Origin of the sequence: Rhodopirellula sp. P2, from assembly GCF_028768465.1 — a bacterium.
GTDB lineage: Bacteria > Planctomycetota > Planctomycetia > Pirellulales > Pirellulaceae > Rhodopirellula.
In genome coordinates this window covers 1,484,459-1,504,483 of record NZ_CP118225.1, presented here as the reverse complement: position 1 = coordinate 1,504,483, position 20,025 = coordinate 1,484,459, and the positions used below count along the sequence as shown (strand labels likewise).

At 59.1% G+C, this 20,025-nt stretch carries 14 protein-coding genes; 7 read left to right on the top strand and 7 right to left on the bottom strand.

Annotated features, from left to right (window positions below):
* Positions 1 to 141 precede the first annotated feature (141 nt).
* Together PSR62_RS05250 and PSR62_RS05245 are read left to right on the top strand one after the other, a co-directional pair.
* Positions 142 to 600, top strand: a complete 459-nt coding sequence (locus PSR62_RS05250; protein WP_274406763.1) for a hypothetical protein — start codon at positions 142 to 144, stop codon at positions 598 to 600.
* A 51-nt stretch (positions 601 to 651) separates the two neighbouring features.
* The gene (locus PSR62_RS05245) at positions 652 to 1,995 is read left to right on the top strand and encodes a sulfatase-like hydrolase/transferase (protein ID WP_274406762.1); all 1,344 of its coding nucleotides are present in this window, start codon (positions 652 to 654) and stop codon (positions 1,993 to 1,995) included.
* Between the two features lie 24 nt (positions 1,996 to 2,019).
* On the opposite strand, the gene PSR62_RS05240 is transcribed toward PSR62_RS05245, so the two are convergent.
* The 4 genes from PSR62_RS05240 to PSR62_RS05225 all read right to left on the bottom strand — a co-directional run bounded on the left by PSR62_RS05240 (position 2,020) and on the right by PSR62_RS05225 (position 7,588).
* Complete coding sequence (locus PSR62_RS05240) at positions 2,020 to 2,382, bottom strand: 2Fe-2S iron-sulfur cluster-binding protein (protein ID WP_274406761.1); 363 nt, start codon at positions 2,380 to 2,382, stop codon at positions 2,020 to 2,022.
* A gap of 71 nt (positions 2,383 to 2,453) precedes the next feature.
* Entirely contained in the window at positions 2,454 to 3,737 is a 1,284-nt protein-coding gene (locus PSR62_RS05235) for a diaminopimelate decarboxylase (RefSeq protein WP_274406760.1), read from the bottom strand.
* An 81-nt stretch (positions 3,738 to 3,818) separates the two neighbouring features.
* The gene (locus tag PSR62_RS05230; RefSeq protein ID WP_338020138.1) at positions 3,819 to 6,056 is read right to left on the bottom strand and encodes a polysaccharide biosynthesis/export family protein; all 2,238 of its coding nucleotides are present in this window, start codon (positions 6,054 to 6,056) and stop codon (positions 3,819 to 3,821) included.
* Between the two features lie 35 nt (positions 6,057 to 6,091).
* Positions 6,092 to 7,588, bottom strand: a complete 1,497-nt coding sequence (locus PSR62_RS05225) for a tetratricopeptide repeat protein (RefSeq protein ID WP_443217400.1) — start codon at positions 7,586 to 7,588, stop codon at positions 6,092 to 6,094.
* Positions 7,589 to 8,040: 452 nt separating this feature from the next.
* Between PSR62_RS05225 and PSR62_RS05220 the strand changes: the two genes are divergently transcribed.
* Together PSR62_RS05220 and PSR62_RS05215 are read left to right on the top strand one after the other, a co-directional pair.
* Positions 8,041 to 8,979 (top strand): DUF1559 domain-containing protein, encoded by a 939-nt coding sequence (locus PSR62_RS05220; protein WP_274406757.1) that lies wholly within the window; start codon positions 8,041 to 8,043, stop codon positions 8,977 to 8,979.
* A 185-nt stretch (positions 8,980 to 9,164) separates the two neighbouring features.
* Positions 9,165 to 10,592: a hypothetical protein gene (locus tag PSR62_RS05215; protein WP_274406756.1), complete on the top strand. Its 1,428-nt coding sequence runs from the start codon at positions 9,165 to 9,167 to the stop codon at positions 10,590 to 10,592.
* Here PSR62_RS05215 and wecB read toward each other — a convergent pair.
* Positions 10,583 to 11,725 (bottom strand): non-hydrolyzing UDP-N-acetylglucosamine 2-epimerase, encoded by a 1,143-nt coding sequence (wecB, locus tag PSR62_RS05210; RefSeq protein ID WP_274406755.1) that lies wholly within the window; start codon positions 11,723 to 11,725, stop codon positions 10,583 to 10,585. The genes PSR62_RS05215 and wecB overlap by 10 nt on opposite strands.
* 110 nt (positions 11,726 to 11,835) lie before the next feature.
* Here wecB and PSR62_RS05205 point away from each other — a divergent pair, with 110 nt between their 5' ends.
* From PSR62_RS05205 to PSR62_RS05195, 3 genes are all read left to right on the top strand, one after another.
* Positions 11,836 to 12,828: an SDR family NAD(P)-dependent oxidoreductase gene (locus PSR62_RS05205; RefSeq protein WP_274406754.1), complete on the top strand. Its 993-nt coding sequence runs from the start codon at positions 11,836 to 11,838 to the stop codon at positions 12,826 to 12,828.
* Positions 12,829 to 13,054: 226 nt separating this feature from the next.
* A complete protein-coding gene (locus PSR62_RS05200; protein WP_274406753.1) occupies positions 13,055 to 14,812 on the top strand; it encodes a redoxin domain-containing protein in 1,758 nt (585 codons plus the stop codon).
* Between the two features lie 28 nt (positions 14,813 to 14,840).
* Entirely contained in the window at positions 14,841 to 15,614 is a 774-nt protein-coding gene (locus PSR62_RS05195) for a metallopeptidase (protein WP_274406752.1), read from the top strand.
* A gap of 2,295 nt (positions 15,615 to 17,909) precedes the next feature.
* On the opposite strand, the gene PSR62_RS05190 is transcribed toward PSR62_RS05195, so the two are convergent.
* Both PSR62_RS05190 and PSR62_RS05185 read right to left on the bottom strand, forming a co-directional pair.
* On the bottom strand, positions 17,910 to 18,935 hold the full coding sequence (locus tag PSR62_RS05190; protein ID WP_274406751.1) for a glycosyltransferase family 10 domain-containing protein: 1,026 nt from the start codon (positions 18,933 to 18,935) through the stop codon (positions 17,910 to 17,912).
* 26 nt (positions 18,936 to 18,961) lie between these two features.
* Positions 18,962 to 19,996, bottom strand: coding sequence for a glycosyltransferase family 9 protein (locus tag PSR62_RS05185; RefSeq protein ID WP_274406750.1), 1,035 nt, complete (start codon positions 19,994 to 19,996; stop codon positions 18,962 to 18,964).
* Positions 19,997 to 20,025: the final 29 nt, after the last annotated feature.

Sequence of the window (20,025 nt, the reverse complement as noted above, 5' to 3'; positions counted from 1 at the left end):
TTGTTGGATGGGGGGGAAAGCAGGTTCATGGTGAACGGGGACGATGCCGGGGCACGATCAGCAGATTGCCGGGGCACCTTCAGCGGATTGTCAGTATACTCCAGGAATTGCTTTCCTCCGAGATTCCCGCCCAGGGTGGCCATGCCAAACTATTCACGCATTGCACTGAAGATAATCGCCGCAGCGGTGGAAACTTCGCGTGAACAGAGCGGGAAAAAACGTGAACCGGTGGACACTTCCGCTTCGACACCCGAGCGTTCGTGGCGGCGAAATGTCATTGGAATCCTCTCGGCGATCATGCTCTGCCTGGGCGGAACGTTCTATTTCGCGGACATCGGCCAGGATACGCTGGGATCGGCCTCGACCCATGCCTTCGTGACGGCGGCGTTGCTGCGAGTCGGGTTGGTCCTGGGAGCGTTGTGGTTGGCCTGGGACTCGTTGAAGCGTCCCGCAAAGTGGTTGCCGCCTGGATTGGCGGTCGCCGGCGTGATCGGCATCGTCGTGGTCGCCGCTCAACCTCGGCTGCTGCTGGCAATCGCACCCGCACTTGGGGGCCTGGCACTTTTGACGGGTGTGATGCGAATTTTCCGAAGCAAGTGACCTCCAACCGAGCTGGAACCGATGAGCCCAAACACTGTCCCACGAAACTCGATGCTCAAGCGAACCTTGTGGTCCACGCTCGGCATCTTGGCCAGCTCACTGGTCTTCACCGCGGCTCCCGCCTCAGCCACAGACCCCAGCCCACCACGATCGAGCGACCGCCCCAACATCGTGCTGATCATGGCCGATGACATGGGGTTTGAATGCCTCGGTGCCAACGGTTCGCTCGACTATCAAACGCCCCACATCGACCGGATCGCCAGGGAAGGCTTGCGGTTCGAACATTGTTACTCCCAGCCCATCTGCACGCCTTCCCGCGTCAAGCTGATGACCGGGCAAACCAACAAACGAAACTACGTCAAGTTTGGAAAGCTCGACCGAAAGCAAACCACTTTTGCTCAACTCCTGAAGTCCGCCGGGTACCGAACCTGCATCGCAGGCAAGTGGCAACTGGGAAGCGAACTGGATTCGCCGCAGCACTTTGGGTTCGATGAGTCGCTGTTGTGGCAACACACTCGCGGACGAATGGACAACCGAAAACGTGACACCCGCTATCCCAACCCGCGACTGGAACGGAATGGGACGAAGGAGGATCACAACGACGGCGAATTCTCGTCCGACTTGTTCGCGGACTTCCTCTGCGATTTCATGGAAACGAATCGAGACCAGCCCTTCCTGGCCTATTACCCGATGGCGCTGGTTCATTGCCCGTTCTGTCCCACGCCTGATTCGGAAGACTGGGATCCGACTTCACACGGCTCGAAGACTTACAAAGGCCAACCGGAACACTTCGGCGACATGGTGGCTTATGTGGACAAGATCGTCGGCCGCATCGATCAGAAATTAAGCGACCTCGGAATTCGCGAAAACACGTTGCTGGTCTTCACGGGCGACAACGGAACCGACAAACCGATCGTCACTCAGACTCGGTTTGGTGAGGTCGTCGGTGCCAAAGGCGAGATGGTCGACGCGGGCAACCATGTGACCTGCATCGCCAAGTGGCCGGGCGTGATTCAGCCGGGACGCGTGACCTCACAAATCATCGACTTCAGCGATTTCTTGCCAACGATGTGTGATGCGGGTGCCGCCGAGATCCCAGCGAGACTGCCCATCGACGGGCAGAGTTTTCTCCCCGTGCTGCGTGGCATCGAGGGACAGGGACGCCAGTCGATGTTCATGTGGTATGAACGCAATGGCAACCCCAAGAAGGCTCGCGAATTCGCTCGCAACCAACGCTACAAACTGTACGGCGACGGAACGTTCTTCGACATCGAGATGGATCGCAACGAACAGTCGCCGCTGCAATCCTTGACCGACGATCAAAAGGACATTCAATCGATGTTACAAACCAAGATCGATTCGTTCGCCAACATCATCCCACCCCAAGCTCGCTAAGCACCTGTGGCACGTTGGAGCGAACTACTTGGTGGTCCACTCGGGAGCAGGTTCGATCTCGTCGGCGACCGCACCGCCTTGGTCTTTGCGACCGCTGCCTTCGAGTCGGCTGATCACGCGAACGGTCATGTCATGGTCGCAGTTGATTTGGCAACTGAGCCGAACACCGGGTTCGGTCACTTCGCGAACTCGCAGGGTTTCCTTTTCTGCCGCCGTGATCTGCTCGGGTTCCCCTTCCACAAATTCGACCCGGCACGTCGTGCACCTGGAAACGCCACCGCAGGCGTGCAGTTGGTCGGTGCCCGCTTCTTCGACCAACGCTTTGATCAAACGTTTGCCAGCGGGGACTTCAAAGGTGCCAACGTTTTCGACGGTCAGTTTGGGCATGGGGACTCGATTGGAAATGGTGGTGGTGAAATCAGTCGCCGGGCTGGGAAGCTCAGCGGACGAAAGGTTGGTTAGCCAACGGTGGCAGACTGCTTGCGATCGACTTTGACGGATTCAAAGTCCACAGTGCAGAAGTAGTCGTCAAAGGTTTCGGCGCGGCGAATCGCTCGAAACTCACCCGCGTCATTGAACACGATCTCGGCGGATCGCAGCCGACCGTTGTATTGGAATCCCATGCTGTGCCCGTGAGCACCGGCGTCATGGATGACGGCAATGTCACCGACTTCGGTGGCGGGCATTTTACGATCGATCGCGAATTTGTCGTTGTTCTCGCAAAGCGATCCGACCACATCGACGTTGCGATCAGCGGGTTCGTTCTCTTTGCCCATCACGGTGATGTGATGGTACGCCCCGTACATGCCCGGACGCATCAAGTTGCTCATGCAAGCGTCCACGCCAACGTAGTCTTTGTAAGACGATTTTTGATTGATGACCTGGGTGATCAAGTAACCAAACGGTCCGGTCATCGCCCGACCGTTTTCCATCAGGATTCGAACAGGAGCGATGCCAGCAGGAACCAAGATCGATTCGTAAAGCTTGCGAACACCCTCCCCGAAGGCAGGCAGATCAACGGGTTCTTGGCCGGGTTGGTAAGGCACGCCGATTCCGCCACCCAGGTTGATGCACTCGACCGAGATGCCGGTTTCGCGATGAATTTCAGCGGCGAGTTCAAACAGCATCTCAGCGGTTTGCAACAACGCTTCGATATTCAGTTCGTTGCTGACCACCATCGCGTGCAAACCGAATCGCGAAATGCCGAGTTCGGCACAGCGGCGGTAGCCATCGATGAGTTGCTCGCGAGTGCTGCCGAACTTGGCTTCTTTGGGATCGCCGATGATCACGTTGCCTTGGCGTTCTGGCCCCGGATTGAACCGGAACGAAATCATTTCCGGCAGCGGGCTCAATTGAGCGACTTGGTCGATGTGATGCGGGGTGTCGAGATTGATGATCGCGCCGAGCTTGTTGGCGACCTCGAACTCTTCCAGCGTGGTGTTGTTGGACGTGAACATCACGTCTTGGCCGGTGATGCCCAGACGCTCGCAGGTGATCAATTCAGCCACGCTGCTGCAATCAGCCCCGCCACCTTCCTCGGCCATCATCGCCACGATGTGCGGGTTGGGGGTGGCTTTGACAGCGAAATACTGTTGAAACCCTTCGTTCCAGGCAAATGCATCGGTCAATTCGCGAGCCCGTGCACGAATCCCGTCTTCGTGATACAGGACAAACGGCGTGGGATGTTCTGCGATGATTCGGTCGATCAGATCGCGATCGAACGGCAATGGTTGGTAATGCATCTGTGGGCTCAGGAATCGGTTGAAGGTGTTCCGAGTGGAGTACCCGAAAGAATAGTCGCCGGAGCAACTTTCGAAAACCGATCAGTTTCCATCGCCAAACGAGAATCCAAACCCGCTGAACGGCACGATTCCGTACACGCCCTCGGTGAAAACTTGGCTGACAAAGCGATCAAACAACCGGATCGGGCTGGGGGGGACGATGACCACGTCGCCGTCCTGCAACCAAATCTCGTCGACCGGGCGAGAGTCCTTGCCCATGATCGCACCACGCAGGTCCAGCACCGTGGACAGCAATTCCCAGTTCGGACCGCGACGGAAGATCACGACCTGACGCAGGTTTGCCCCTGGCACGTACCCGCCACCCAAGGCGATTCCACCGAGCACGGTGGTCGGTGCGTCGATCTCGAATCGGCCCGGCGTGGTGACTTCCCCAAGGACATAAACGTAGTGAGGAGCCTGTTGTTCCAGGACGACTTCCACATCCAACCCGGCTGACATCGAATCGTAACGCAGGATGATTTCGCGTTTGAGTTCGCTCAGCGTCAGGCCTTGAGCAGGAACGGCCCCCAGCCGAGGAAGCCGGAGCGTGCCCTCAGGCGTGATCGTTTGCACGGTCTGTTGCGGGTTGAACCCTTCGGAGCCGCTGATGGCCTCGCGAATTTGTCGGGCGATGTTGCCGGTCGCGACGGGAGTCACATCGATCGAAGGATCGGGGTAGTACTCCTCGTAACGCTCATTGAGCAATTCACGCAGCTGATCGATGGTTTGGCCGGCCGCGTGAATCTGACCGATGAATCGCAGCGTGATCGTTCCGTCGGGTTGGATTTCCAAACCGCGTTCAAGCGTTCCACGAGTGAGCTTTTCATCCGCTTCGGATTCAACCAGCAACTCATCGCCGACAACCAATCGATACGCTCCCACCGAACGAACGGTCTTGATCAAGAACGTCAACTGAACTTGGTCGCCGCCACGCAATCGATACTCGTGGACCGGTGCGCTGCGGGCTGGTCCGACGTAGTTGCCGGGGCCATAAACATTGAATGGCATGCTTTGTGGACAGCGCCAGCACTGGCAGGCAGGACGGGTCCCCGTCCCAACGCCGAGTGTCTTGCTCAGGCGTTCCGCGCCGACTCCGTTGCGATCCACGCATCCGCCACATGACGAGCAGGTGACCGAACTGGGGTGACCAGACAAGGGGCCTCCGCCGTGCGAGGCAAACGACGCGGGCAACGGCCAACGCGTGACTTCGTCCTGCATCAAGTCCGGCCACGAGGGTGTCCCCATGCTTCGACTGGGAGTCGACCCATCGCGGCTCGCGTTCGTCGAGTATTGCTTCGAGTCCATCGCCTCGGTGTCGATCACCGACCGTGAACGAGGTGCCGGTTCCGCTGCAGGCTCCTTCGGCTCCGGTTCACGCTGTGGTTGCTTGGCTTCAGCGCGTTTGACAGGCGGCGTCGGCGGAGCGGTGGGTCGAATCGAACGAGCCTTCGGCGCCGGTGACTTCCGTGGCGTTTCCAGATCGCTGGACGATTCCACGGCGGTGTCCTCTTCCATCAACGCTTCGAGGCGTTTGGAGGGATCGCTGGGCGCTGCTGGCTCGGTTCGTTCCGATCGTGGGAGCCGATTGTAAGTTGGAACCGGACGAAACTCCGGCAGCTGATCGTTGTGGGTTGCAGGTGCGTTTCCGCCCAATCGCTGTGGGCGAGGGGGCGTCGCTCGGTCCGTTTGAGACTGCCGAGGGCGCAGCGGGGGCGGCAGTTCCAGCAGATTCTCATCATCGGTCGCTTGCTGGGCTGCTGGCGGATTCGGTGCTGGAATCTTTGCTGCCGGCGGAACGGATGGCGGCGTCGAGGTCGGGGCCGGTGCGGGTGCGGGTGCTGGGATCGCCTCAGGCAACGTCTCCTTGCCTGTCGCGGTCGTTTCCGGCGGGGCGACTTTGGACGGCAATCCGGGAATCAAATCGCGAGAGCGTGACTCGAAACGCGCCCGCGCTTCCAACTTGGCTTGCTCGGCCCGCAAGCTGTGCTCTTCCAAACGTTGCCGATAATCACGAAGCGAGTTGACCTCCAGCAGTTCGCCTTCGCTGACCGGTGGGTTGTCAGGCAGGTTGTCCATGTCGAACGACGGGGTGGGCAACGTGTCCGTGTTGCTCCCCAGCATCGTGGGACGCGAATTGGCTTCGGGCATCGCTTGTCCCGGCGCGACCAATTCTTGCGCCGACGAGGCTCCCCCGAAGACCAATGGCAACAACAGTCCGGTTGCCAAGCAAACGCGACGAAACGCCGATCGAAGACGAGTTGGTTTCATGGGACGATCCATCGAAATCTGGTGGACGGTGAGGGCGTTGGCTTGCATTACCAAAACAGACCGCTGCGGGGCGTTGTCGAGCGAGCGGGAGCAACGGGCATCGACGGATCAACGATTCGTGATTGCATCGCACGCCCGTTTTGTGCTGGCACGATCAAGTGACCTTGGCCAACCGAGTTCCGCGAGGTTGGAAGAGACGCCGTCTGGGGGTGACCCTGCGGAGCCGGTTGCCCTGCTCTGACGTTGGACGGGCTGCTGGGTCGTTGCGCTGGCGTGTGGTTCACGGCGGCAAACTGCTGATGCGTTTTCGCGAATTGCGAGGGCGACATCATTTGAACCGGCAGTTCGCTGGGCAGGTTCGTTGAGGCGAGCTGCTGCTGGCATTCCGCAGCCAACTGGGCGTCGCCGGATTGGCTTGCCGCTCGCATCAAATCCTCGACGCTTTGTCGCGTTGGTTTCTGCTGCACACTCAGGAGCAACAACTCTTTCGCGATCGCAGGCATCGATCGACGGAGCAGGTTGCGTCCGAGCTCTGCCGTGGCTTGCGGATTGTCAGGGCCGATCTCCACCGCCGCACGGCGATACATCAACGCCAGTTCGGATGCGTGCAATCGCGAGCGGGCTTCCGTCAAATCGGAATTCGATTGTGGGGTCAGTGTCGCCGCTTCCAGATCCGCCAGAATCATCGTGGCTTCGGCCGCGAGCGGTCCTCCGATGGTGGCTTCCACCCAACGTTGCCGCGCGTAATTGAGGTAAGCCTCGATCGCACGTTCAGCGGTCAACGTCGATGTGTTCACCCCGTGCAGTGCCGGTGTCTTGTGGACCTCGACCAATCGGTTCAGTGCGGCTTGATCGACCGGTCCATAACGTCCTGTGAAATCGGTTGACTCACGAATGGCGGTGATCGCTTCGTTGAGCTGCGTTGTGTGCAGGTTGCCTCCTGTTTGCGAATCTCGCAGGGAAGCAATGATCCGAAGCGTCTGCGTCGCAGACTCTTTCGCGGAATGGAACGCGCCTCGGCGAGCAGCGAAGTGGGCGCTGCGAAGCTGATCGACTGCGGACTGAGCCAGTTCAGCCGTCCGAGCGTGATGGTTGATCGGATCCGAAGCGGGCATCGGCCGGGAGAACGTTTGTTGCGAGCGGCCCAGCGAAGCCGTGGCACTGCCATCCGAGTTGACCTGGCGTCGCCGCGTGATCGTTGGTGGCTCTTCGGCAGGCGGCGCCGGGGCGGTCATGATGATCGTGACCGGTGGCGGCGATGGCGCCACCACGGTGGGCTGGGGCGACGGTGGTTTCCAGGCAGGCGCCGTCGCGGAGGTTGGCGGCAATGCCAGCGGTCGCGGCTGCCAGACTCGGCCAGACGTCGCAGCGGCACGCGCCGAAAAGGGGGGGGAATCAGCCGCTTGGGCCGACGCGGTCACCGATGCAATCAAGATTGCCAACGAAACACGTCGGACCAGCAAACCACGACGAGATCGATCCTTGCGGAATCGATCAACGTGATTCTGATCTGCCTGCATTCGTGGTTTCATGTTGCGATCCATCGCAGTCCCAGCGTGTTTCGGAGGGGTGTTCATCCTTGAATCCCCATGGTCCATGCGGACCCTGCCAGCCGTGCCGCTTGAAAGATCGAAATTCGGCATCCTGCGATGCACGAAATTCAGGCGACGGTGACCAGCTATCCGGCGTATCGACGAGTCCGCGGGATCTTCTGCACACCGAGCGGTCACCACGGGGTGGAATCAACGGGTCGAACACGCGTGACCGTTATCCAGGGGCAAATTCGCACAACCGGCATATCCGGACCTGGCAGACCCTGCACGGTGCTGGGTCCGAGAAAAGAGGGAACCAATCAAAGCCCGATTCTGGCTTGGATGATTTTTGAAGCCTTTGATCTTGCCGACGATTGCTCAAAGCTGGTCCCACCGAGTTCGACAACCGGCTCGCAAACCATCCCTGTGATCGAGGTTTGACCGTGAGGACGGAGCAAGAAGCAGTGAATCGGCATGGCTTCACGTTGGTGGAACTGTTGGTCGTCATCACCATCATTGGCGTCCTGATCGCACTTCTACTGCCAGCGGTTCAAAGCGTCCGCGAGGCGGCACGCCAGACCAAGTGTCGCAATCGAATTCGACAAATTGCCCTGGCCAGCCAAAACTACGAATCGATCTTTCGCGACCTCCCAGGCTACTCCGGCGAAGTCCCACCGTACCTGGTCGATTTCGATCGTCGTCGGCAATACGACCGTCGATTCAACGGCGGCAATTGGATGGTCCAAGCGATGGCGTTGATGGAGCAAGCCGACTTGGCACCACCGCTGGCCAAAATCGGAGCCGCACTGACCATTGAGCCAACTGATCGGGTGCAGCAACACGTTCAGGCGGCGATCGCAACGTTTCACTGTCCAACCCGGCGAGATGCCGACGCCTACCCGCTGCTGGAACCCTATTTGAGTCGTTATGGCGAATCCGGCGGAAGGACCGACTACGCCATGTGCGGAGGTCCTGCGACCGTCAATGAAATCGACGACCGCATCATTGAAAGCCAGCACGACGGCGTTTGGCGACTGGGCGGCCGGACGCGATTGTCCCGGGTGTTCGATGGCCTGAGCCACACGTACTTGGTCGGCGAAAAAGCCATGGATTCGCTGAAATACACGACGGGAGACTGCTATGGCGATCGAGCTCCCCTGGCTGGATACACCGGAATTCCAACGACCACCCATTCCTACGTTCGGTTCGCTGCCCGCCAACCAGGATTGGATCAACCGGACAATTGCTTGGCCTGCCATGACTTTGGCAGCGCCCACCCGCATGGCTGGAATGCGGCGATGGTGGATGGATCGGTGAAAATGTTGACGTACACTCAAGACATCACCCTTCACCGCGCGGCTGCCTCGATCGATGGTCGCGAAATCCCAACTTACGAACACTGATCTCAGTTTGACTCAATCGAAACTGCCCAAAAAGTCGATTTGCAAATGGGACAAATCCACCCTTGCGGACGCCCTGCCGTTGCTGGCAGAACAAATTCGATCGGCAGAATTCATCTGCCGAAAGTGTGGGCGATCCGCGGCTGAAAAACGGTTGCTGTGCAAAGCAGTTCGAATGGATTCCCTGAGTGAAAAGAAAGCGTGACGATTTGACTCCACAGTTCGCGAAATGGATCTTTGCGTGCGGCATCGTCGCGGGAGTCTCTGCATGGACCGCCGGGTGTTCCCCGTCGCCCTCCTCCACGGAAGAAGCCGCTTCCACGCCCCAGCAGTTTGTGATCGCTCGAGGAGAACCGCGTGACCGCCTGAGACAAATCTTCACTCGCTATCGCGGCAGCTCGTACTACCAAGACACCAGCGAAGTCGTGCTGCGAGTGGTTCCGATGGCGGACGCCTCAGCCGAGCTGTTTTCAGGTGGAAGACAAGAACAGCGAGCGCCGTTCCGTGTGCGTTGGACTGGCCGCCAATTGGACGTGCAAGCCTACGCGGTTCGCCTGCGTGCCAGCTCGTCGCCGCAATCGAATCGAGTGGAATTGAATGCCTGGTTCGACGAGCCCGAAACGCGCCACTTCGATTCGCAAATGTTGGTGGACTCCTGGCAACAACCCGAGAACCAACGTTTGGACCTGGATCGTGTGCTCGCCGATGAGGTCCTGCGGTCCAAGTTGTCAGCAGGCTTGGCTGGTCCGCCACCGCAACTGGAGTGGTTGTTCGCTGGCGATCCAATGTCTGGAATCTTCGAACCCACCGCGAAACTGAAGTGGTTGCCCGACGCGAATTTCGCAGGACAAAAAATGCGCCGCATCGCGGCCGAAACGGAAGGCAAATCCTATGTGTTTTGGATCGATCCCACCGTCAGTGTGATTCGGCGGGTGGAGTTGCCGCTTCCACTGATCGAAGGTTTGGATGCGAGGCAGAGTTCATTGACCCTCGAATTCCGACGAGCAGAGTTTGCTCCTCCGTCAGACGAGGAAGACTCCTCTCGTTTCGATTTCCAACCGCCTTTCACGCCTCAACGTGTTGAGCGTTTTGTTCCTGTTCCTCCGCCGCCCCCATCCAGCATCCTGGGACGGCGTTTGCCGAACGATGCGATGCGGACACTGCGTGTTGACGGCACGGCATCCGAAGTGGTGCTGCTCCGGTTGTCGCAAGACGAAGAAGTCTCCGCCACGGAACCGCGTTGGATTGCCGCCGCAATCACCCAGTCACGTCAATCCAATCTGTCGCGGGTTCGCTGGGTCGTCGCCACCGAGGACGCTGGTTTCCGCCGAGAATTGGCATCGGCTTGGTCGGGTGCTGTCACCGTCCTGGACGCCAACACACTGGACGATGTGTTTGGGCTGTTGCGACTGAGACCCGGCAGCGCGGCGGTGATCGATTCGGATCAAACCGTCCTGCTGACCGAGCGACAGATCAATGTCAGCACGGTGAGCAACGTCGTCGCCGCACTGGTCGACGATGCCGCAGAAGTGGATGTGCCCGAGAAGATTCTGGCAGACTACAAACAAATGATCCGGGCTTATGAAACCGAGCTTGCCCAAGCCCTTCAGCAATAGTGCTGTGCGATCGCGTCCAGGATCTTGATCGAAGCGGTGCCATCGCCATAAGGGTTGGAAGCTCTCGCCATCTGGTCATACGCTTCGCGGTCGCGAAGCAGTTCACTGACACCGTCGACGATGTTCTGCCGCACTGGACCGACCAAGCGGACCGTGCCAGCGTCCACGCCTTCGGGACGCTCGGTCGTGTCACGCATCACCAGCACGGGCTTGCCGAGTCCGGGGGCTTCCTCTTGCACGCCGCCGGAATCGGTCAGCACCAATTCACAGGCCTGCATCAAAGCCACAAACGGACGATAGGACTGCGGCGGCAACAGCAACACGTTGTCAAATTGCCCCAACGCCTTTTGCACGGGACCAGACACATTGGGGTTCAAGTGAACCGGGTACACAAATCGAACGTCCGGGAATCGCTCGGCCAGTTCTGAAATCGCACCGCAGATCTCGTCGAAACCACCACCAAAATTCTCGCGTCGGTGCCCGGTGATCAAGACAAACCGTTGGTCTCGCCAATCACTTGGAAGGACCGCCCCCAGTTCTTCATCGATCTTCGCTGCGACCTCGGGATGGGATTGCTGCTGGACCTCCAGGTGCAACGCATCGATCACCGTGTTCCCCGTCACAAAAATCTTGGCGGGATCGATTCGTTCGTTCAGCAAGTTCGCTTCGCTGACCGATGTCGGTGCGAAGTGCAACGTGCTGATGGGACTGGCCAGCACGCGGTTGGCTTCTTCCGGGAAGGGACTGGCCAGGTTGCCTGTCCGCAGACCGGCTTCGATGTGACCAGTTGGAATTCGTCGATAGAAACAAGCCAGCGACGCCATCAAAACCGTCGTTGTGTCGCCCTGAACGAGAGCAAAATCAGGTTGCTCGGCTTCGAGAATTTGATCGATTGAAGCGATCAGTTTGGAGGACAAACCTGCCAGAGTTTGTCCCGGGGTCATCACGCCCAAATCGTGGTGCACCGGCAGATCGAAAATGTCGATCACTTGATCCAGCATCTCCCGGTGTTGCCCCGTCGAAACCGACAGCAACTCGAATCGGTCATCGTTGGCAAGTCGTTTGATCACCGGCGCGACCTTGATCGCTTCGGGACGGGTTCCGAAGAAGACGGCTATTTTGGGACGTTTCATTGACTAGACTGCGTGGCAAATCGGATGGTGGAACTGGCGGCCCACTATAGTTTGAACCTCGCCAAACCCCAGTGCACCTTCCCAAACCCCGAATCAAGAGTCCAGAACCGATGCCCGATTCGTCTCCTCAAACGTTCCTGGTCACTGGCTGCGCTGGCTTCATCGCCAACGAAGTTGCCTCACAATTGCTGGCGGCGGGCCATCGTGTGGTCGGAATCGACAACGTCAACGACTACTACGACGTGCGACTGAAAGAACACCGACTGGAGAAACTGACCTCCCAAGGCGACGCGTTCACGTTCGTGCGAGGCGACATCGAAGATTCATCGACGCTGCAGAAACTCTTCGATGAAAATTCATTCGATGCGGTGCTGAACTTGGCCGCTCGTGCCGGCGTGCGATACAGCATGGAAAACCCGCACGTCTACATGACGACCAACGCGATGGGCAGCCTCAACCTGCTCGACCAAATGCGGCGTGTTGGTGTCAAGAAGTACGTGCTCGCGTCGACCTCGTCGCTGTACGCCGGCCAACCGATGCCGTTTGTCGAAACGTTGTCCGTCAACACTCCGATCTCGCCTTACGCGGCCAGCAAGAAAGCCGCTGAAGCGATGGCATACTCGTACCATCACTTGTACGACATCGACGTCTCAGTTTGCCGTTACTTCACCGTCTACGGTCCCGCGGGACGTCCCGACATGTGCATCTTCCGATTCATCAAATGGATCGATGAAGGCACGCCGATCGAATTGTTTGGCGATGGCGAACAATCTCGCGATTTCACCTATGTGTCCGACATCGCTGCCGGAACGATCGCGGCACTGCAGCCCATTGGATACGAAGTCATCAACTTGGGCGGCGGCGGAACCCCCGTCTCTTTGAACGACATCATCGGTCGACTCGAAAACTTGCTGGGCAAGAAAGCCAAGGTCGAACACAAGACGTTCCACAAAGCCGATGTCAAAATCACTTCCGCCGACATCAGCAAGGCGAAAGAATTGATCGGCTGGACACCGAAAGTGGAACTGGACGAGGGACTGGCTGCATCGGTGGATTGGTATCGAGACAACCAACCTTGGTCCGGCGAACTCGAACTGCCGTAGGGATCGGAACCGGCTGCCTTGCATGCCGCTGGCCAACAGGCACTTCCCGTCGCGGGATTCGGCTGGATTCGGATTCGCCTGAATTACAGCCGAATGCATCAAAACACGGGCCCCGGCAAGGCGCGGACCGCCCCCGTACAATTCGAGACGGAACTGCGGGTGACACGCCCCCCGCAATTCAGCGAAACTATTGTTTCCCGTTGATTCTCTCCGCCCGAGGTCTCTGATGCATCGTCGTTTGGTTTGCTTCGCAGTCGTATGCTTGATTGTTGGAAATGCCTGGGTCCCATTCGCAAATGCCGCGACGGGGCGTCAGCCCGAAGGTTCGGACACTTCTCCGGTCGGAGAGCAGGTTGCGACGTTCACCTTGCCCAACGCCTACGGCAAACCCGTTTCGCTGAGCGATTTCAAGGGCAAGCAGTGCGCGGCGATTGTCTTCCTGGGAACCGAGTGCCCGTTGGCAAAACTGTACGGGCCGCGACTGAATGACCTTCAGGAGAAATTCGGAGAGCGCGGTCTCCAAGTCATCGGGATCAACTCCAACAAACAAGACAGCCTGACCGAAGTGGCGGCCTACGTGCATCGCCACGAGATCGCCTTTCCGATGCTGAAGGACAAGGGCAACGTCGTCGCGGATGCCATGAACGCGAAACGAACCCCCGAGGTTTTTCTGATCGATGCGGATCGCGTCGTTCGCTACCACGGCCGCATCGATGATCAATACGGAGTCGGCTACGCTCGCGACAAAAAGACTCGTTCCGATTTGGCCATCGCAGTGGAAGAACTGCTGGCCGGAAAATCCATTTCGCAACCCCAGACAGAGGCCGTGGGTTGCCACATCGGTCGGACCAAAGAAGTCGCGGAACTGGGCGAGATCACCTACACCAAACACATCGCACCGATTTTCAATTCACGATGCGTCACTTGCCACCGCGAAGGCGAAATCGCGCCGTTCACCCTGACCAGCTACGATGACACGCAGGGATGGGAGGACACGATTCTCGAAGTGATCGGCAACAACCGCATGCCGCCTTGGTCGGCCAACCCGGCACACGGCGAGTTTGCCAACGACGCGAGGTTGTCCGAGGAAGAAAAGGACTTGGTTGAGCAATGGGTCGATGGCGGGATGCCCGAGGGCGATCCTTCGGACCTGCCTGAGCCGCCCGTGTTCGCCACGGGATGGCAGATTGGCGAGCCCGATCAAGTCATCCAGATGCGAGACAAACCATTTGATGTGCCCGCCGAAGGTGTCATCGACTATCAGCGATTCGTGATCGATCCTGGTTGGGAGGAAGACAAGTTTGTCGTCGCCTGCGAAGCACGCCCTCAAAACCGAGCCGTCGTCCACCACATCTTGGTCTATGTGATCCCACCGGGTGGCAGGGACATCGATCTGAGGAAGGTGTTGGTGGGGTATGCTCCCGGCAGCACTCCAGTGAAGTTGGAGGACGGAGTTGCAATTCATGCGGAAGCCGGCAGCAAACTGTTGTTCGAGATGCACTACACCCCCAACGGGACCGCACAAAGCGACCTGTCGTACATCGGGGTCAAGTTCACTGACAAAGCCCATGTCGACCGAGAACTGGAAGGCGCCATCGCTGTCGAAACCAGGTTTCGAATCCCACCCGGCGAAGCCAACCACGTGGTGACGGCGAAGCACACCGTCCGAAGGGATATCGAACTGCTTGGGATGACACCGCACATGCACCTGCGTGGCAAAGCGTTCCGCTACACCGCTCACTTCCCCGATGGTGAGGAAGAAATCCTGCTGGACGTTCCCGCCTACGACTTCAACTGGCAGATGAAGTACATCCTGAAGGAACCTCGAAAATTGCCTCGGGGGACCGTCGTCCACTGCCGTGCGGTCTTTGACAACTCGGAATACAATCTGAGCAACCCCGATCCTTCCAAGACCGTTGGATGGGGCGACCAAAGTTGGAACGAAATGATGATCGGCTTCATGGACGTGGTGAAGACCGACTGACTTTCACAGTCGAACCTCCCAAGAGCCGATGATGCCCCAAGCCCAGCGAACACTTTCAAACGGGAGACTGCTTGGTCTCTCGTTTCTTTGTCTGGCGGTTCTGACGCCGGCATTGGCGAACGACAGCCCAGCCAAATCGCCCCCGCGATTCGATCCAGTGGTCCGTGAGATCGAAGGCTGGAAGGTGCACGTCGAACCCGTTCTTCTGGGTGATCGTGTTTCGGGTGACGGTGTTTCCGAGAATGACCATCGCTCGCTGACGATGCTTGCCAACCATCTGCAACGCATCCAGATTCTGATCCCTTCCGAAACACTTGCGAAGTTGCAGCAAGTCGAGATCTGGCTCGAAGAAGAACATCCGAGTCTGGGAACGATGCAGTACCATCCCAGCCGTGGCTGGTTGCTGGCCCATGGACACGATGAGCGACTGACGAAGAAGGTTCACCTTCCACGAGCGAATCAGTTGCTATCGAAGGAGCAGATGCTCAAGCATCCCGCCATGATTCTGCACGAACTGGCGCATGCCTACCACGATCAATTTTTGAGCTTCGATCAACCGGAAATCATTGCCGCGTTTGAAGAAGCCAAGGCGGGGAAGCGATACGAAGATGTGTTGCTGTACACCGGCCGAACCGTCCGCCACTACGGGTTGAGCAACCACAAGGAATACTTTGCCGAAGGCACCGAGGCTTACTTCTATCGAAACGACTTCTTCCCTTTCGTGCGAGCCGAACTCAAGCAACATGATCCAACCCTGCACGATCTCCTCGGCCGACTGTGGGGCGAACGCCAAAGCAAGTAGGCCGGACCAAGCGGAGCGCCGTTCCGGCACACCCCCTGCCTTCGCCGAATCACTGAGCATCGCCCAAACCGGTTCGCGCCGTCGCCGATTTCAAAGCCACGGTCGAATAAGGAAACCGGGATCGCCCAACCACTTCACGCCTCCCTATCCACGACGGCCCCGTCCGGGGCGACATTGGAATCTCCACCATGGCCTCGGGGTTTCCACCCCGAGCTACCAACGTGGACTCCTCCGGAGTCATGCCTGCACGTTCGCCCTCGACGGATCCGGCGACACCAGCCAAGTAGGCCGGACCAAGCGAAGCGCCGTTCCGGCACACCTCCGGCCTTCGCCGAATCACTGAGCATCGCCCAAACCGGTCCGCGCCGTCGACGATTTCGAAGCCACGGTCGAATAAGGAAACCGAAATCGCCCAACCACTTCACGCCTCCCTATCCACGACGGCCCCGTCCGGGGCGACATCGGGATCTCCACCAACGGTCTCGGGGTTTCCACCCCGAGCTACCAACGTGGACTCCTCCGGAGTCATGCCTGCACGTTCGCCCTCGACGGATCCGGCGACACCAGCCAAGTAGGCCGGACCAAGCGGAGCGCCGTTCCGGCACACCCCCGCCTTCGCCGAATCACTGAGCATCGCCTAAACCGGTCCGCGCCGTCGACGATTTCGAAGGCACGGTCGAAAGGGAAACCGAAATCGCCCAGCCACTTCACGCCTCCCTATCCACGACGGCCCCGTCCGGGGCGACATCGGGATCTCCGCCAATGGCCTCGGGGTTTCCACCCCGAGCTACCAACGTGGACTCCTCCGGAGTCATGCCTGCACGTTCGCCCTCGACGGATCCGGCGACACCAGCCAAGTAGGCCGGACCAAGCGGAGCGCCGTTCCGGCACACCCCCTGCCTTCGCCGAATCACTGAGCATCGCCCAAACCGGTTCGCGCCGTCGCCGATTTCAAAGCCACGGTCGAATAAGGAAACCGGGATCGCCCAACCACTTCACGCCTCCCTATCCACGACGGCCCCGTCCGGGGCGACATTGGAATCTCCACCATGGCCTCGGGGTTTCCACCCCGAGCTACCAACGTGGACTCCTCCGGAGTCATGCCTGCACGTTCGCCCTCGACGGATCCGGCGACACCAGCCAAGTAGGCCGGACCAAGCGAAGCGCCGTTCCGGCACACCTCCGGCCTTCGCCGAATCACTGAGCATCGCCCAAACCGGTCCGCGCCGTCGACGATTTCGAAGCCACGGTCGAATAAGGAAACCGAAATCGCCCAACCACTTCACGCCTCCCTATCCACGACGGCCCCGTCCGGGGCGACATCGGGATCTCCACCAACGGTCTCGGGGTTTCCACCCCGAGCTACCAACGTGGACTCCTCCGGAGTCATGCCTGCACGTTCGCCCTCGACGGATCCGGCGACACCAGCCAAGTAGGCCGGACCAAGCGGAGCGCCGTTCCGGCACACCCCGGCCTTCGCCGAATCACTGAGCATCGCCTAAACCGTTCCGCGCCGTCGCCGATTTCGAAGCCACGGTCGGATAAGGAAACCGGGATCGCCCAACCACTTCACGCCTCCCTATCCACGACGGCCCCGTCCGGGGCGACATCGGGATCTCCACCAATGGCCTTGGGGCTTCCACCCCGAGCTACCAACGTGGACTCCTCCGGAGTCATGCCTGCACGTTCGCCCTCGACGGATCCGGCGACACCAGCCAAGTAGGCCGGACCAAGCGGAGCGCCGTTCCGGCACACCCCGGCCTTCGCCGAATCACTGAGCATCGCCTAAACCGTTCCGCGCCGTCGCCGATTTCGAAGCCACGGTCGGATAAGGAAACCGGGATCGCCCAACCACTTCACGCCTCCCTATCCACGACGGCCCCGTCCGGGGCGACATCGGGATCTCCACCAATGGCCTTGGGGCTTCCACCCCGAGCTACCAACGTGGACTCCTCCGGAGTCATGCCTGCAATTTCGCCCTCGACGGATCCGGCGACACCAGCCAAGTAGGCCGGACCAAGCGGAGCGCCGTTCCGGCACACCCCTGCCTTCGCCGAATCACTGAGCATCGCCTAAACCGGTTCGCGCCGTCGCCGATTTCAAAGCCACGGTCGAAAGGGAAACCGAAATCGCCCAACCACTTCACGCCTCCCTATCCACGACGGCCCCGTCCGGGGCGACATTGGGATCTCCACCAACGGTCTCGGGGTTTCCACCCCGAGCTACCAACGTGGACTCCTCCGGAGTCATGCCTGCAATTTCGCCCCTGGCGGATCCGGCGACAGGGCCCCTTCGTCACGGTCGAAACGTGAGTCGGTGGTAGGTGCGTTTGAACTCTTTGCGGACCTTTTGCCAGACCGTTCGTTCCGGCTTGGTGTGGATCGTTTCTGCCGTGGCCAGGCGTGGGTCGTCGCTTGGATTAACAACGATCGTTCGGGCGAGCAGATGAAACAGCGTTTCGTGATGCAGGACTCGTTCCCGACTTCGGCGAATCGCGGGCAAACGCTGCGAGTAAAGATCGCTATCGAGGATCTGCTGGACTTGCTTGACCGAGCCATCAATGTCATCGAGATGGAGCGTCACGTAACTGTCAGGCTCGAACCAGTTTTCAATGTTGGTGCAACCCGCATACAACGGCAGGGAGTATCCCAAGAACGCATCGCTGATCTTCTCGCTCCAGTAATTCGGCTCGCAGACATTTTCGAGCGACAGGTGATACGCATGCGGCAAGATCGCGTCGGCTTTGTCGTTCACTTCACGAATTCCGCGACCATACAGGTGCAACCGGTCACCGATCGCTTCTTGCAACCGATGGACGAACCGCAAACGTTGCCGGTGGCCTTCGTGCAATACCTTGGTGGAGATGACTGCGGAGATCGTCGGCGACTTCTCAGGCACGGGCAAGGCTTCGAGATCTTCCAGTCGGCGAAGCGATTCGGTTTGTCGCCCGAAGAACCATGGCAATCCACCATGACTGGGAACCCAAGTCCCCGTGTAACCCGGGATGTTGTAGGGCGAGATCAAAATCCCAAACTGGTTGGCATTGCGGGCACCGATGTCGACCGCAGGAGAAGGCTCGCCGGTCACCAAAATACGCCGCGACCGTGGAATCGTTGTTTGGAGCACCTCGGCGGTCAGATGAGCGACCACCAACCAATCCGCGTCCTCCAAATCGTGACTGAAATGAACTTGGCCTAGCGGTTCATCCCGTGATTCACCAGGCACAGCAGATTGGCCAAGCGTCCCTGGGAATGCGGGCAGCATTCGGTGGTAGCTCTCGGCCGCATTGCCAAAGGGAACGATGCCAACGCGGTCGGTCATAACAGGGAGGACAAGAGCGATTGGAGTTAGGCTGCCTCCGCAAACGCGGGAGCCTGAAGTTGATCAATCCATTGGCAGACGTGTTCGACGCCGACCCGGTTAATGGCTTCTCGATTGGGCGATCCGCCGCGGGCTTTGTTTTCCATTGCCAAGGCGTGTTGCTGGTACGGTCCGCGAGCGGAAGGCGATCCGGTTCCTTCCAGTGGACCATACAAACCCACCACATTGGCACCAGCCGCGACCGATGCGTGCAAGATCGAAGTGTCTTCCGCAATCACAACCCGAGTCAATGGGCTGAGTGCGGCGGCCAATGATAGCGTCATGTCAGGTGCCAGCGAAGCGGCGGCCCCGGCACAAGCCACAATCTGCTCCGCCTTCAATCGTTCCTCGAACGTTCGCCAGGTCACGATGGTATGCATTTGAAACCGGTCCGCCAAATAGCGTGCGGTCGCAGCGTAGCGATCAAACATCCATCCGACCGACGTGGAAACCCGCCCGGTGTCCATCATTGCCAAGTCTTGCCCAGCCCAACGATGTCGGTATCGCATCGCCCAACGGTGATCAGACGAATCGACCGGCCAATCAAACCGGGCTTGTGGTCGATCCACGGCGAGCGGCGTCAACAACTCCAACCGACGGTCCACCACATGGTGAAACACCGGTGTCACCAACTCGTTGAGCAAGCGGCGTCGGGGTGCGAAACGTGGCATCGTGTCCCAACCAATTCGGCGATTGGCGCCCGACAACTGACAAACCAAGGCAGAAACAAAGGAATCATCACAATCGATGGCCACCTCGTAGGTCTGCGAATCCAGCGTCTGCTTGACGCTGCGGATGCCACGTGGAGACCGGTTCCATCGGGTTGGCAATTCAATGACGTCGTCAATCGCAGAATGCTGCTCCAAGAAGTCAGCTTGCTCCACTCCGACCGCGATCGTGACATGCGATTCCGGGAAATGCTCTTTCAGTGAACACGCGACGGGCAATGTCAAAATGCAATCAGAAAGATCACCAGGTTGGCCGAGCAGAATCCGCATGGGAGAAGATGGCTCAAGTGACATAATCAAGATCAGTTGAAAAGCAGGATTCG

What these genes read in the sequence shown, in the direction of transcription:
- PSR62_RS05205 (WP_274406754.1), top strand. Translation starts at nt 11,836, where the DNA reads ATGCCCGATTCGTCTCCTCAAACGTTCCTGGTCACTGGCTGCGCTGGC.
- PSR62_RS05200 (WP_274406753.1), top strand. Translation starts at nt 13,055, where the DNA reads ATGCATCGTCGTTTGGTTTGCTTCGCAGTCGTATGCTTGATTGTTGGA.
- PSR62_RS05245 (WP_274406762.1), top strand. Translation starts at nt 652, where the DNA reads ATGCTCAAGCGAACCTTGTGGTCCACGCTCGGCATCTTGGCCAGCTCA.
- PSR62_RS05195 (WP_274406752.1), top strand. Translation starts at nt 14,841, where the DNA reads ATGATGCCCCAAGCCCAGCGAACACTTTCAAACGGGAGACTGCTTGGT.
- PSR62_RS05235 (WP_274406760.1), bottom strand. Translation starts at nt 3,737, where the DNA reads ATGCATTACCAACCATTGCCGTTCGATCGCGATCTGATCGACCGAATC.
- PSR62_RS05250 (WP_274406763.1), top strand. Translation starts at nt 142, where the DNA reads ATGCCAAACTATTCACGCATTGCACTGAAGATAATCGCCGCAGCGGTG.
- PSR62_RS05240 (WP_274406761.1), bottom strand. Translation starts at nt 2,382, where the DNA reads ATGCCCAAACTGACCGTCGAAAACGTTGGCACCTTTGAAGTCCCCGCT.
- PSR62_RS05185 (WP_274406750.1), bottom strand. Translation starts at nt 19,996, where the DNA reads ATGTCACTTGAGCCATCTTCTCCCATGCGGATTCTGCTCGGCCAACCT.
- PSR62_RS05230 (WP_338020138.1), bottom strand. Translation starts at nt 6,056, where the DNA reads ATGGATCGTCCCATGAAACCAACTCGTCTTCGATCGGCGTTTCGTCGC.
- wecB (WP_274406755.1), bottom strand. Translation starts at nt 11,725, where the DNA reads ATGAAACGTCCCAAAATAGCCGTCTTCTTCGGAACCCGTCCCGAAGCG.
- PSR62_RS05225 (WP_443217400.1), bottom strand. Translation starts at nt 7,588, where the DNA reads ATGGATCGCAACATGAAACCACGAATGCAGGCAGATCAGAATCACGTT.
- PSR62_RS05190 (WP_274406751.1), bottom strand. Translation starts at nt 18,935, where the DNA reads ATGACCGACCGCGTTGGCATCGTTCCCTTTGGCAATGCGGCCGAGAGC.